11 protein-coding genes are annotated in these 13,401 nt (G+C 60.8%); 3 read left to right on the top strand and 8 right to left on the bottom strand.

Going from position 1 to position 13,401, the window contains the following annotated elements:
* The first annotated feature begins 369 nt into the window (after positions 1-369).
* A complete protein-coding gene (locus IAE40_RS15930) occupies positions 370-1,641 on the top strand; it encodes an OprO/OprP family phosphate-selective porin (RefSeq protein WP_153774027.1) in 1,272 nt (423 codons plus the stop codon).
* Positions 1,642-1,703: 62 nt separating this feature from the next.
* Positions 1,704-2,627: a ParB/Srx family N-terminal domain-containing protein gene (locus IAE40_RS15925; RefSeq protein ID WP_153774028.1), complete on the top strand. Its 924-nt coding sequence runs from the start codon at positions 1,704-1,706 to the stop codon at positions 2,625-2,627.
* Between the two features lie 27 nt (positions 2,628-2,654).
* Here IAE40_RS15925 and IAE40_RS15920 read toward each other — a convergent pair whose 3' ends face one another.
* From IAE40_RS15920 to IAE40_RS15890, 7 genes are all read right to left on the bottom strand, one after another.
* Positions 2,655-4,268 (bottom strand): NAD(P)/FAD-dependent oxidoreductase, encoded by a 1,614-nt coding sequence (locus IAE40_RS15920; RefSeq protein WP_153774029.1) that lies wholly within the window; start codon positions 4,266-4,268, stop codon positions 2,655-2,657.
* 104 nt (positions 4,269-4,372) lie between these two features.
* Positions 4,373-5,047 carry a COG3650 family protein gene (locus IAE40_RS15915; RefSeq protein ID WP_200603523.1) on the bottom strand — a complete coding sequence of 225 codons (675 nt, stop codon included), beginning with the start codon at positions 5,045-5,047 and terminating at the stop codon, positions 4,373-4,375.
* Between the two features lie 131 nt (positions 5,048-5,178).
* The gene (locus IAE40_RS15910; protein ID WP_153774031.1) at positions 5,179-5,880 is read right to left on the bottom strand and encodes an ABC transporter ATP-binding protein; all 702 of its coding nucleotides are present in this window, start codon (positions 5,878-5,880) and stop codon (positions 5,179-5,181) included.
* The gene (gene livG, locus IAE40_RS15905) at positions 5,881-6,648 is read right to left on the bottom strand and encodes a high-affinity branched-chain amino acid ABC transporter ATP-binding protein LivG (protein ID WP_054891752.1); all 768 of its coding nucleotides are present in this window, start codon (positions 6,646-6,648) and stop codon (positions 5,881-5,883) included.
* Positions 6,645-7,901: a high-affinity branched-chain amino acid ABC transporter permease LivM gene (locus IAE40_RS15900; RefSeq protein WP_054891751.1), complete on the bottom strand. Its 1,257-nt coding sequence runs from the start codon at positions 7,899-7,901 to the stop codon at positions 6,645-6,647. Before IAE40_RS15900 ends, livG begins: the two co-directional genes overlap by 4 nt.
* The gene (gene livH / locus IAE40_RS15895; protein ID WP_054891750.1) at positions 7,898-8,821 is read right to left on the bottom strand and encodes a high-affinity branched-chain amino acid ABC transporter permease LivH; all 924 of its coding nucleotides are present in this window, start codon (positions 8,819-8,821) and stop codon (positions 7,898-7,900) included. The genes IAE40_RS15900 and livH overlap by 4 nt, the downstream gene beginning before the upstream one ends.
* A 226-nt stretch (positions 8,822-9,047) precedes the next feature.
* Positions 9,048-10,163, bottom strand: a complete 1,116-nt coding sequence (locus IAE40_RS15890) for a branched-chain amino acid ABC transporter substrate-binding protein (protein ID WP_054891749.1) — start codon at positions 10,161-10,163, stop codon at positions 9,048-9,050.
* Between the two features lie 361 nt (positions 10,164-10,524).
* Here IAE40_RS15890 and IAE40_RS15885 point away from each other — a divergent pair, with 361 nt between their 5' ends.
* Entirely contained in the window at positions 10,525-10,830 is a 306-nt protein-coding gene (locus IAE40_RS15885) for a DUF2288 domain-containing protein (protein ID WP_153774032.1), read from the top strand.
* 244 nt (positions 10,831-11,074) lie between these two features.
* Here IAE40_RS15885 and IAE40_RS15880 read toward each other — a convergent pair whose 3' ends face one another.
* On the bottom strand, positions 11,075-13,246 hold the full coding sequence (locus IAE40_RS15880) for a hypothetical protein (RefSeq protein WP_153774033.1): 2,172 nt from the start codon (positions 13,244-13,246) through the stop codon (positions 11,075-11,077).
* Positions 13,247-13,401: the final 155 nt, after the last annotated feature.

Genomic DNA, 13,401 nt, shown 5'->3' with positions numbered 1-13,401 from the left:
GCTTTGGCTATCTGACTCCTGGGCGGAGGTATCCCTCTGGATTCCAGGAATATTCAGCCAACTGCCGAGCCGTTTTACCGTTGAAATCTGTGCTGCAACGCTTTTCTTCGAAACAGGCGTCACGGAGGGGGAGTTGGGGACTGCGCATTGGCCTACATCCTGCTCGGATCGTTCCCCCGCTCTCTACAGAATTGGGTGTCTGCCTTCCAAGAACATGGCTGGTGAAATTTCAAAAAAACTCACTAATTCTCTGATTTTATTGGCTAATTATTTCAAGGAAACCTAACTGTAATGCGCTCCCAACAGGCTCTGCTGCCACCGATCGGCTGTGGTCCGGCGGTAGAAAACCATTACTTTGGGAGAAGTTGCATGAACGCTATTCACCGCCTGGCAAGCTGTCGTTTCGGCTTTGCTGCGGGCGCTCTGGGATTGATGGTCAGCACCCAGGCATCAGCCGGTACCGTTACAACCGATGGGGCTGATATCGTCATCAAGACCAAGGGGGGGCTTGAAGTTGCCACGACCGACAAACAATTCGCTTTCCAGATAGGTGGCCTGTTGCAGGCTGACTACAGTGAGTTCGACGGTATCTATAGCAAGAATGGCAAGCGCGCGAACGAGGCTTTCCTGCGTCGTGCCAGATTGGAGCTCAATGGCAAGGCCTATGGTGATTGGTCCTATGAGTTCTCCATCGATTTCGCCGACGACGGTGCGACGTCCTGGAAGGAAGCCTCTGTCAGCTACCTGGCGCTGGAGCCGGTGACGATCAAGTTGGGGCGTTTTGATCCCGACTTCGGGCTGGAGCAAGCTACCAGTTCCAAATGGACAACCGCCATGGAGCGTAGCCTGCTCGGCGATCTGGCCCCGTGGGTAGCCGACCATGCAGACGGCATGGGCGTGCAATTGAGCGCCAGCACCGATCTGTTCTATGGCGTCGCCAGTGTCAATCGCCCCAAGGGGCAGGAAGACAAGAACGGCAAGAACACCAATATCTATAACCTCCGCGCCGTCGTCGCGCCCTGGGCCGAGCCTGGCAATGTGCTGCATTTTGGTGTCGATTACGCCATGAGTGATATGGACAAGGTTGCCAGCAACGGCCGTATCCGTTCACGCCTGGGCGCGCGCGCAACCTCCGAGGACGCTGTCAACGGCAACCGCGTGGACCTTGCTCCCGGTGTTGCCGGAGCCTACGACGGTGATGCGGTCTGGGGGCTGGAAGCCGCCTGGGCGCGGGGGGCTTTTTCGGTGCAGGCCGAGTACCTGCGCCGGGATCTTGATGCAGTATCGGATACCAGGCGCAATGATCGAAAAGCTGAGGGGTACTACGGCCAGTTGGCCTACACCCTCACTGGCGAGCCTCGGGGTTACAAACTCAACGGTGGCAAGTTCGACAAGGTCAAGCCGTCCGACAAGCAACTGGGGGCATGGGAGGTCTTCTACCGCTTCGATGCCGCGCGAGTCGAAGAGCGCGGTTACCTGGGTAACCGGGCGAAGCTGCACACCTTGGGCGTCAACTGGTATGTAAATGATCAGGTCAAGGTTTCGGCCAATTATGTGAAAACAAACGTCGATGGCATCAGCAACCAGGCCGGTGATGACTCTGGCGACGCCGTGGCGATGCGCCTGCAGTATGTTTTCTGAGGCCTGGACCAGACATGTAGCAGCCCCGGTGCTCCGGGGCTTGCCTGACCGCGAGGAATACCATGATCCGCTTCTGCACTACCGTTTTGGCGCTGTTTCTGCTCTGTGCCCAAGCCCGAGCCGATGGCGAGCCTGTCCGCATCGGACAGCTGCTGGAGGTCAGCATCGAGCAGGTGCACCCAACCCAGGCTGTCATCGGATTCGACCAGATCTATTACAAGCTGGGTCGTTATGCCGCCGAGCCGAAAAGAGCCTTCGATGACTATTGTGAAGTCAACGGGCAGGGCGAGGCTCGTGCGGTGGGCAAAGGCGCCGAGTTGAGCAATCTTGACAGCTTTGTCTGTGAGGCCGCCATAGGTACTCGCAAGGCCGACATGAAGACGGTCGTCGTCGGCCCGGGCGGGCGCCTTTATCTCACAGATGGTCACCATGGTTTCACCAGCCTCGCCGAGTGGGCCGGTCGTGGCTTGAAGGTCTGGGTGAGAGTTACCGACGATTTCAGCGACAGCACCGACCTTGCGCAGTTCTGGCAGCGCATGCAGCAGGCCCGCAAGACCTGGCTGCGCGATGCTGACGGCAAACCGATCAAACCTGCCCAGCTACCCGCCCATGTTGGCTTGAGTGATATGGCCGATGACCCGTATCGGTCCCTGGTGTACTTCGCCCGCAAGGTTGGCTACGACAAGCCGCGCTCCGGTGACGTGGCGCCTGAGTTTCTCGAATTTTACTGGGGCAACTGGCTGCGGGGAACGTTGCCGCTGGCAGCTTTCGATCTTGATGAGCGCAGCGGTTATCGGCAGGCGGTTGCCGCAGCCGCCAGGTTGATGGTGACGCTGGCCCCGGACGAGGTTGTTGGCGACAGCGGCTTCACTGCGCGCCAACTGGGCGGTTATCACAGCGTTGACCGCAAGGAACTGGACAAGACTGCGAGCCGCAAGCTGGGCTATGTGGCCGAGTACCGCAAGAACCGCAGTACTCGGCAATAGCCCGTGCAACTGGCCTGGCTCGGGGCGTCAGGCCTTGATTCCCAGTATGTCGCGCGCGACCGCTTCGGCGATCCGAATGCCATCGACGCCCGCCGACAGGATGCCGCCGGCATAGCCTGCCCCTTCACCGGCCGGGAACAGCCCTTTGAGGTTCAGGCTCTGGTAGTCCTCGCCACGGGTAATGCGCAGTGGCGACGAGGTACGTGTCTCGATGCCGGTCAGCACTGCATCGTGCAGGTTGTAGCCCTTGATCTGGCGATCGAAGGCCGGTAGCGCTTCGCGAATCGCCTCGATGGCGAAGTCTGGCAGGCTGGGAGCCAGGTCACCGAGAGTGACGCCTGGTTTGTAGGAAGGTTCGACGCTGCCCAGCGCCGTGGACGCACGACCTGCGACGAAATCGCCGACCAGTTGCGCCGGCGCCTGGTAGTTGCTGCCGCCCATGACATAGGCGTGGGCTTCCAGGCGCTCCTGCAACTCGATGCCGGCCAGCGGGCCGCCCGGATAGTCACGCTCAGGGTCGATGCCCACGACGATGCCAGAGTTGGCATTGCGCTCATTGCGCGAATACTGGCTCATGCCGTTGGTGACTACGCGCCCCGGCTCGCTGGTGGCGGCGACCACGGTACCGCCCGGGCACATGCAGAAGCTGTAGACCGAGCGGCCATTCTTGGCGTGGTAGACCAGCTTGTAGTCGGCGGCGCCGAGTTTCGGGTGCCCGGCATACTTGCCCAGGCGCGCCTTGTCGATCAGCGATTGCGGGTGCTCGATACGGAAGCCCACCGAGAAGGGCTTGGCCTCCATGAACACGCCCCTGGCGTGGAGCATACGGAAGGTGTCGCGGGCACTGTGCCCCAGGGCCAGCACCACATGGCGCGAGTGCAGCTGTTCGCCGCTTTCCAGAACGACGCCGGTGAGCTGTTCGCCATCGACCAGCAGGTCGGTGACCTTCTCCTGGAAGCGGATTTCACCGCCCAGGGCAATGATCTCCTCGCGCATCTTCTCGACCATGCTGGTCAGGCGGAAGGTGCCGATGTGCGGCTTGTTGATGTAGAGGATCTCCTCCGGTGCGCCTGCCTTGACGAATTCTTCGAGCACCTTGCGGCCATGGTGCTGCGGGTCCTTGATCTGGCTGTACAGCTTGCCGTCGGAGAAGGTGCCGGCGCCGCCTTCGCCGAACTGCACGTTGGATTCAGGGTTGAGCACGCTCTTGCGCCACAGGCCCCAGGTATCCTTGGTGCGCTGGCGTACTTCCTTGCCGCGCTCGAGCACGATCGGCTTGAAGCCCATCTGCGCCAGCAGCAGGCCTGCAAAGATGCCGCACGGGCCGAAGCCGACCACGATCGGACGTTGCTGAAGATCGGCCGGGGCATGCCCGACGAACTTGTAGCTGACGTCCGGCGCCACGCTGATATTGCGATCATCGGCGAACCTGTGCAGAAGCTCGGCTTCGTTGCTGGCTTCAAGGTCGATGGTGTAGATGAACAGCAGTTCGCTGTTCTTCTTGCGTGCGTCGTAGCTGCGCTTGAACAGGTTGAAGCCGAGCAGTTGCTCGTCGCGGATCCCCAGGCGCTGGACGATAGCCTCGCGCAAGGCTTCGTCGGGATGGTCCAGGGGCAGCTTCAGTTCGGTGATTCGTAGCATGGCAGGGTCCAGTATCCCGGCCATGGGGCGGCCGGCGGCTTTACTCAAACCGCCAAGTATAAGCTGTTCGCCGCCCCGACTGGCAGGATAAAAGTACCCGATGATCAGTTGTCGCGCGCACCGCCGTAGTAAGCACAGCCTTGCAGGGCCTGGCCATCGATGCGCAGTTCGGCGCGCAGGTGACGTACGGCGCCAGTGCCAGGCTCCACGCAGCGCTGCGGCGCGACCCACAGCTCGACGCGCTGGCCGTTGGCTTCGCTGGACAGGCTCAGGCCGCCGCCGGGCATCTGCTCTTCGAGGAACGGCAGCGGCAGCGGATCCTTGCCTTCACGGTTGATCACCATGCCCTTGCCGCTGGCCTTGATGTCCCAGTCGGGTGCGTGCCCGCCAGCACGCAGGGTCAGTTGCTTGAAGTTGGGGTCTTCGCAGGCACTGGCCGAGGCTTCGACTCGGTACAGCCGGGTAACGTCCAGCTGGCCGTCACTGTTGGCCTCGCGACTGCCGGCCAGGCGCCCACGGATATCGGCGAACAGCATTGTCTTGGGGCCACTGGCGAGGTTGGCGGCTTCCTGCAGGATGCCGGTTCCAGCGGCATCCTTGACCACGAAGCGACGTGCCTCGCTGCAGGGCTTGAACAGCAACTGACCATTGGCTGCACTGAGTTCGCCTTGCATGCGGGTAGTGCCGACGTTCGGGTCGCTCGGTTGTTCGGCGAGCATCTGGCAGCCGGCGAACAGGGGCAGCAGGGCGGCGAGCAGCAGGGAAGGGGTGAGACGCATCGTGCAGACTCCGGGGTCGCGGGTATCGAGGGGAGTCACGTTACCCAGCGAGCGTTGGCTTCACAAGGGTCATCACCCAGTGTCGTATTTCGCGGGATCATGAAAAAAGGGCCCGCAGGCCCTTTGATCATTCAACCACCCAGGTACGCGTCACGCACCTTCGGATCGGTCAGCAATGCCTCACCAGTCCCTTGCATCACCACCTTGCCGTTCTCCAGCACGTAGGCGCGGTCGGCGATCTTCAGTGCCTGGTTGGCGTTCTGCTCTACCAGGAACACCGTCACGCCATCACGGCGCAGTTGTTCGATGATGTCGAAGATCTGCTGGATGATGATCGGCGCCAGGCCCAGCGACGGCTCGTCGAGCAGCAGCAGCTTGGGTTTGCTCATCAGCGCGCGGCCGATGGCCAGCATCTGCTGCTCGCCACCGGACATGGTACCGCCGCGCTGGGTGAAGCGCTCCTTCAGGCGCGGGAACAGTTGCAGGACCTTGTCCTTCTGCTCCTGGTAATCGCCCTTGTCGGTGAAGAAACCGCCCATGGCCAGGTTTTCCTCGACAGTCAGGCGGGCGAACACGCGGCGGCCTTCCGGCACCACCGCGATGCTCTTGCGCATGATGTGCGAGGAGGGCTGGCCGACCAGCTCTTCGCCCAGGTACTTGATGCTGCCGCTGTGTGCCTGTGGCGAGCCGCACAGGGTCATCAGCAGGGTCGACTTGCCGGCGCCGTTGGCGCCGATCAGCGTGACGATCTCGCCCTGGTTGATTTCCACGTTGACGCTGTGCAGCGCCTGGATCTTGCCGTAGAAAGTGGAAACGTTCTCGAACTTCAGCATTTACGCTTCCCCCAGGTAGGCCTTGATCACATCAGGGTTGCCGCGGATTTCCTCCGGCGTGCCATCGGCCAGGGGTGTGCCCTGGTTGATCACCACGATGTGGTCGGAAATGCTCATCACCAGTTTCATGTCGTGCTCGATCAGCAGCACGGTCACGTTGTGGGATTCGCGCAGGTAGCCGATGAGGGCCTTGAGGTCTTCGGTTTCCTTGGGGTTCAGGCCTGCTGCCGGTTCGTCGAGCATGATGATCCGTGGCTGGGTCATCATGCAGCGGGCGATTTCCAGCCGGCGTTGCTGGCCGTAGGCGAGGGTGCCGGCGGTACGGTTGGCGAACTCGGTCAGGTTGACCTTCTCAAGCCAGTACTGGGCCCGTTCCATGGCTTCCTTCTCGCTGCGGCGGAACGCCGGGGTCTTGAACAGGCCTGCGAAGAAGTTGGTGTTCAGGTGGCGGTGCTGGGCAATCAGCAGATTTTCCAGCGCGGTCATTTCCTTGAACAGGCGTACGTTCTGGAAGGTCCGCACCACGCCCTTGCGGGCGATCTGGTGGCCGGCCAGGCCCTGGATCGGCTGGCCGTCGAGCAGGATGGTGCCGCCACTTGGCTTGTAGAAGCCGGTCAGGCAGTTGAACACCGTGGTCTTGCCGGCACCGTTCGGGCCGATCAGGGCGACCACCTGTTTTTCCTTGACGGTCAGGCCCACGCCATTGACCGCCAACAAGCCGCCGAAGCGCATGCTCAGGCCGCTGACTTGCAGAATTTCGCGGCTCATCGACGCAGCTCCATGTGTGGACGTTGCATAGGCAGCAGGCCTTGCGGACGCCAGATCATCATCAACACCATCAGCGCACCGAACATCAGCATCCGGTATTCGCTGAACTCACGCATCAGCTCAGGCAGCAGGATCATCACGATGGCCGCGAGAATCACGCCCAACTGAGAGCCCATGCCGCCAAGCACGACGATGGCGAGGATGATCGCCGACTCGATGAAGGTGAACGACTCCGGCGTCACCAGGCCCTGGCGCGCAGCGAAGAAGCTGCCGGCGAAACCTGCGAAGCAGGCGCCCAGGGTGAAGGCCGAGAGCTTGATCACGGTAGGGTTCAAGCCCAGCGCGCGGCAGGCGATCTCGTCTTCGCGCAGCGCTTCCCAGGCACGCCCGATCGGCATGCGCAGCAGGCGGTTGATCACGAACAGCGCGAGCAATGCCAGCAGCAGGGCGACCAGGTAGAGGAAGATGACCTTGTTGATCGAGTTGTATTCCAGCCCGAAGAACTCATGGAAGGTCTGCATGCCCTCTGCCGCACGGCGTTCGAAGGTGAGCCCGAAGAACTCGGGTTTGGGGATGTTGCTGATGCCGTTGGGGCCGCCGGTCCAGTCGGTGAGGTTACGCAGGAACAGGCGAATGATTTCGCCGAAGCCGAGCGTGACGATCGCCAGGTAGTCGCCGCGCAGGCGCAGTACCGGGAAGCCGAGCAGGAAACCGAAGGTTGCGGCCATGAGGCCCGCGATCGGCAGGCAGACCCAGAAGCTCCAGCCCAGGTAGTGCGAGAGCATGGCGTAGCTGTAGGCGCCGACGGCGTAGAAACCGACGTAACCCAGGTCGAGCAGGCCGGCCAGGCCGACCACGATGTTCAGGCCCAGGCCCAGCAACACGTAGATCAGGATCAGGGTGGCGATGTCGACCGCGCCGCGCGAGCCGAAGAACGGCCAGATCAGGGCGGCCACGATCAGGCCCAGGATGATCCAGCGCTGGGTCTTGGGCAGGGTCAGGAAGTTGCTTACCGAAGGCGGGATCAGTTTGCGATCGGAACGCCCGCCCATCACTGAGCTCCACTGCTTGTCGAACAGCACACGCAGGAACATCAGTATCGAACACACGGCAATGATGCTGATGGTGAAGCTGCCCTGGCTGTGCACGATCAGACTAATGCCATCGATGCTCAGCTTCAGGCCCAGCACCGGGAAGGCGACGGCCCAGACCAGCAAGGCGCTGAAGAACGCCTGTTTGAGATTTCTGTTCATACTTTTTCAACCTCCGGACGGCCCAGGATGCCGGTCGGCCGGAACAGCAAGACGAGAACCAACAAGCCAAACGCCACCACATCCTTGTACTGGTCGCCGAAGATGTCGGCGCCGAAGGCTTCGGCCACACCCAGCACCAGCCCGCCGAGCATGGCGCCCGGGATGCTGCCGATGCCGCCCAGAACCGCTGCGGTGAAGGCTTTAAGGCCTACCAGGAAGCCGGCGTTGGGGTTGATCACCCCGTACTGCATGCTCAGCAGCACGGCCGCCACGGCTGCCAGGGCGGCGCCGATGACGAAGGTCAGGGCAATGATGTTGTTGGTGTTGATGCCCAGCAGGTTGGCCATCTTGATGTCCTCGGCGCAGGCGCGGCAGGCGCGGCCCAGACGGGAACGGGAGATGAACAGGGTCAGGCAGGTCATGGCCACCAGCGTGACGACGAATACCAGCACCTGCATGTAGGACACCAGCACTTCCTCCGCACCGCCCGGGCCGAACGAGAAGGCGCCCGGAATCAGGTTGGGGATGGATTTGTCCTTGGAGTCCTGCGACAGGAGCACGGTGTTCTGCAGGAAGATCGACATGCCGATGGCGGAAATCAGCGGGATCAGGCGGTTGCTGTTACGCAGCGGCCGGTAGGCGACCCGTTCGATGCTGTAGCCGTAGGCACTGGTCACGCAGATGGTTGCGACGAAGGCCACGGTCATGAGGATCGGCAGCGAGTGGATACCCATCATGGCCAGGCCCGCGAGGGCGATGAAGGCCACATAGGATCCGATCATGTACACCTCGCCGTGGGCGAAGTTGATCATCCCGATGATGCCGTACACCATCGTGTAACCGATGGCGATCAAGGCATAGGTGCTGCCGATGGTCAATCCATTAACCAGTTGTTGGAAGAAATGGTAGATCTCAGGCATTACAGCGCTCCTAAAAACCTGATTTGCATTTCGCTGGCGGGCGATGGGCCCGGCCCGTTTCGTGGTCTTCGCCAAGTCAGTGGGCACAGCCAGGAAACCGCGGGTGACGGTTTTAAGATTTTCAGGTGAACCGGCTCCCGGATCGCGGGAATCAGGTCCATGAACCTCGTAAAACAAAGCCCACTGCTCGCACAGTGGGCTTCTCGGTCAGCTATTAGTCACGCAGTTACTGAGGGGAGACTTCGGTCTTCGGCTTGCCGAAGTGCCATTCGTAGACCACGAACTTGAAGTCTTTCAGGTCACCTTTCTCGTCGTAGGACAGCTCGCCGGTCGGGGTCTTGAACTTGCCGGCGTGGATGGCGGCTGCCACCTTGTCGGTGTCTTCGGACTTGGCGGCTTCGATACCCTTGGCGATCAGCTCGACAGCGGAGTAGGCCGGGAACACGAACGGACCGCTAGGATCCTTGCCGTCAGCCTTGATGGCGTCGACGATGGCCTTGTTCTCAGGATCAGCGTCGAACGACTTCGGCAGGGTGACCAGCAGGCCTTCCGAAGCGCCCTGGGCGATCTGCGAGATGGAGTCGTTGCCGACACCTTCCGGACCCATGAACTTGGCTTTCAGGCCCTTCTCTTGCGCCTGGCGCAGGATCAGGCCCAGCTCTGGGTGGTAGCCACCGTAGTAGACGAAGTCGACGTTGTTCTGCTTGAGCTTCTGGATGATCGAGGAGAAGTCCTTGTCACCGGCGTTCAGGCCTTCGAAGACGGCGACCTTGGTGCCTTTCTTCTCGAGGGTCTGCTTGACCGCGGTGGCGATGCCTTCACCGTACTGCTGCTTGTCGTGCAGGACGGCAACGACCTTGGGCTTGACGTGGTCGGCAATGTAGTTGCCGGCTGCCGGGCCCTGGGCGCTGTCCAGACCGATGGTGCGGAAGATCAGCTTGTAGCCACGGGCGGTGATTTCCGGGGAGGTGGCGGCGGGGGTGATCATGATCACGCCTTCGTCTTCGTAGATGTCGGACGCAGGCTGGGTGGAGCTGGAGCACAGGTGGCCGATGACAAACTTGACGCCGTCGTTGACCACTTTGTTGGCGACTGCAACGGCCTGTTTCGGGTCGCACGCGTCGTCATATTCCTTGGCCTCGAGCATCTTGCCGTCGACGCCACCCTTGGCGTTGATGTCTTTGATGGCCTGTTTGGCGCCGATGAACTGCATGTCGCCGTACTGGGTTACCGGACCGGTCTTGGGACCGGCGATGCCGATCTTGATGGTGTCGGCGGCAAACGAATGGCTGGCTACCCCGGCCAGGACCATTGCGGCGAACAGCTTGGAAATCTTGATCATAGTGCTCCACTCATTCTGTTGTAATTCTTATAGTCCTGGCGGCCAGGGCTACAGACCGGGCGGGATTTGCGGCACGCTCGTGCCATGTCGCAAGCCCACCTTCCCCCGGAACATGTCCCGGAACTGTACCGGTACAGTGTAGAGCGCTGTTCGAGCGCTTGAAAAGCGGGCAAAAAGCGCCTGTTTCCCGGGGTGTCGCATGATCGACATAAAGATACAGAAAAGCGCCATCACTTTGCCTCTATCCTGGGCCCAACCCCATACAACCGGGGCCCGTCGATCAAATTACGTATTTGAAACCGGGTTTTTCTGCAAAAATGCCGGCCTTTTACAAACGGCCATTCTGTCGGCAGGAACCCCCATGACTGATCACACAAGCACCCTCTATGCCAAATTGCTCGGCGAGACCGCGATTATCGAGTGGAAAGCCTTGGAGCGTTTCTGGGCCAAGGGTGACCTGATTTGGGTCGACCCCAGCCTTGACCTGATCGCTGTTGCCGAGGCGATGGCCGAGAATCGCAGCGAAATCTTCGCCAAGTGGCGTAATGATGGCGTTGTCGGACCGCTCACTGCAGAGCAGGCGCTAGACCTGCAAACCCGTGATCCTGAGATCTGGGCGGTGGTGGTTTCGCCGTTCATCGTGATCCAGATGAAGAAAGCGGAATAATCGCGGGCTTTTTTAGTGCGAAAAAGGAGTTGATCGCACCTTGTTGGTGCGCGTTGACGCTGACGTAAGGTGGAAGTAAGTAACAAGTCGCCGGGGCGTTCGCCAGTGCGGTAACAGTTTACGGGATGCGTAATATCTCTGTAGGAGCGGGCTTGCCCGCGAATGCGTCCGTACCGTCACTATCGCATTCGCGGGCAAGTCGCAGCGGCGAACCGCCACTCCTACAGGAGTCAGATGCCAGCCCTCAGTAATCCACCCGCCCGGTATGGCTGTTGAGCGAAATCACCCGGGTCTTGCCGATCCGATGCCTGAAGATCTCGCGCAGGTACTTCACCGCTTTCTTCACGCATTCGCGCGACAGGCGGATGTCGTTGATCGAGACGAAGCGGCTCTTGTCGTTGATCAGCTCGCGGTACTTCTTCTCGTACATCGGTTTGATCGCATACCAGTTGGTATCGAGTATTTTCGCCGGATTCTCGAACTCGTTTAGCAGGTCATCGATACGGTCTTCATCGAAATGTTCGCTGGTGATGAATTCCAGGATGGCGTTGTCCAGCGTGTCGTCGAAACGGTAGGGTGTGCGCGCGAAGCAGCGCTTGATGAAGGCCACGATCAGCGTCAGGAAGTCGTCCGACAGGCATGGGCTCTTGGCGATCAGGGTGGTCAGCGACAGGTTGGCCGAGGCGCCGATCACCAACGCGTAGCGCTTGAGCGTGGTGTTGGGGAACAGGCTGTTGAGGTGGGTCTTGAGCCGGTTCAGGTCCATGTACGACAGCTTGTAGTCCTTGGGCAGCGACACGATCGATACCACTGACGAGCAGTTCTTGAAGAAATGCAGGTCGTGCAGGGCCGCCGCGTCGAAGCCCGAGGCCTGGTACTGTTCCAGTGCCGCGCGATAGCGGCGCGACTCGATGGGCAGCAGGCTGATGCCCTCGATGGCCTGGGTCTGTTTGTTGAAGTGGGGCAGGTCGATGGAGCGCAAGAACAGGTCGTCGATGTCCAGGCGCGGCGATTCGCGTTCGAACACCTTGAACTTGTCCGAGGCCTGCGCGGGCGCCTCCGGCACTACCGATTCGGCATAGGCGATGGCTACCGGGCCCGCGAGGCTCATGAAGAGGTCGTTGGCGTCCAGGCGGATGGTTTCGCCAATGTCGATGCCGGCGCGGCGGAAGTAGTTCTGGTCGTAGTCGGTGGTCACGGCCTGCGCGGTGAGGATGTTGAAGATCTGCTGGGAGATGTACTGGTTGGCGTGCTTCTCCATGGCATTGACGTCGATGTTCTGGATCGTTCCGTCATCGCTCTCTTCGGCGTAGCGCATGATGTCGTTGGAAATCAGCATCATGGCGTTCCACGGGCGGATGCGCCCCATGACGCTGGCTTCGCTGCTGTCTTCGTTGTCGAAGTTGTACGAGAAATCCCATTCTTCGGACAAGTATTTGCACAACAGGCGTCCGGCATTGATGTGCAAGGCCTCGGACATTTCACTGCGGTGGTCGGAGGCATTGGGCAGCACACAGATGCCGCTGGTGAAGATCGGCTCGAAAACGAAAGAATGCCCGCCCTTGCCGTCGTTCTCGTCAGCCGGCTTGGTGTCGAAAGTCTTGTTCATGTACGAGTACTGCTGGGCCAGGCCGAACTCCGAGGCCATCCCTGAGCCGGTGCCGCCGCCGGCGCTGAAGATGTAGAAATACAGGCGCGATTGGTTGGCCTTGATGCCGCAGGAATCGATCAGGTAGGAGTGGATCAGTTTCCAGTCGGCGCTCGAGAAGCGCTGGGTATCCTTGTTGAGGATGATCTTGGCCAGGTACTGGCCGAGGATCGGCGCATTGCCGGCGCCGCCGGCGTGCACCTCGGACAGGTCCATGATCTTCATCTTGCTGTAGTCGCGCAGGAACCCGCCGCGCTCACCCTTGCGCGAGAAGCGGATGCGCCCGGCGATGTCCTTGTCCAGATCGCCGAGCATCACCAGTGGCTCGACCAGAAATACCGGTTTGGCGCCCTTGTTCTGTACCAGGCGCAGGTTCTGTCGGATCCAGCGTGCAGGGCTGTAGCCGCCTTCGTTCCTGTTGCGGTCTTCGTTGTTGAACTCGTTGAGGAAGAAGGTGCGCGCGTTGTACACCAGTTCCGCCACGTCCAGGGCAATGTTCGAACCACAGCGCCCCAGGCCGATCAGGCATACCGAGGGGAACTGCTGGTCCAGACGCAATTGGCTTTCGTCTTCCGCGTGCAGGCCCTGCGGGAATACCAGGTCACGCAGGCCGTCGAGGTTGTCGAGGATGCGCTGGATATCGCTCTCGGTGAAGTACAGGTATTGCGCGGGGACGTTGCGGGTGGCCTGGCCGCCACCGAGGGTCAACGAGGTGCTGTTGGTGGAGGGCTCGGGCACTGCATTGGCAGAAGTATTATTGGAGGTCATAGTGCGCCATTTGCCTGGAGTGGTGGACGGTCGGAAGATATGTCATCTGGCCATTACGTAAATCCGGCGACTGTAGCAGTGCGCCTTTTGCCTATGCGATAGGGGTTTACCCTATGGTCGTTAGGGGTTCGCGCTGGCATCTGCACTGCATCGTC

Source organism: Pseudomonas sp. S44, from assembly GCF_016624805.1.
Classification (GTDB): Bacteria; Pseudomonadota; Gammaproteobacteria; order Pseudomonadales; family Pseudomonadaceae; genus Aquipseudomonas; species Aquipseudomonas machongensis.
This window is presented reverse-complemented; position numbering and strand designations above follow the sequence as displayed.

Coding starts and splice junctions, on each gene's coding strand:
- IAE40_RS15890 (WP_054891749.1), bottom strand. CDS start 10,163: ATGATCAAGATTTCCAAGCTGTTCGCCGCAATGGTCCTGGCCGGGGTA.
- livH (WP_054891750.1), bottom strand. CDS start 8,821: ATGCCTGAGATCTACCATTTCTTCCAACAACTGGTTAATGGATTGACC.
- IAE40_RS15930 (WP_153774027.1), top strand. CDS start 370: ATGAACGCTATTCACCGCCTGGCAAGCTGTCGTTTCGGCTTTGCTGCG.
- IAE40_RS15885 (WP_153774032.1), top strand. CDS start 10,525: ATGACTGATCACACAAGCACCCTCTATGCCAAATTGCTCGGCGAGACC.
- IAE40_RS15915 (WP_200603523.1), bottom strand. CDS start 5,047: ATGCGTCTCACCCCTTCCCTGCTGCTCGCCGCCCTGCTGCCCCTGTTC.
- IAE40_RS15910 (WP_153774031.1), bottom strand. CDS start 5,880: ATGCTGAAGTTCGAGAACGTTTCCACTTTCTACGGCAAGATCCAGGCG.
- IAE40_RS15920 (WP_153774029.1), bottom strand. CDS start 4,268: ATGCTACGAATCACCGAACTGAAGCTGCCCCTGGACCATCCCGACGAA.
- IAE40_RS15925 (WP_153774028.1), top strand. CDS start 1,704: ATGATCCGCTTCTGCACTACCGTTTTGGCGCTGTTTCTGCTCTGTGCC.
- IAE40_RS15900 (WP_054891751.1), bottom strand. CDS start 7,901: ATGAACAGAAATCTCAAACAGGCGTTCTTCAGCGCCTTGCTGGTCTGG.
- livG (WP_054891752.1), bottom strand. CDS start 6,648: ATGAGCCGCGAAATTCTGCAAGTCAGCGGCCTGAGCATGCGCTTCGGC.
- IAE40_RS15880 (WP_153774033.1), bottom strand. CDS start 13,246: ATGACCTCCAATAATACTTCTGCCAATGCAGTGCCCGAGCCCTCCACC.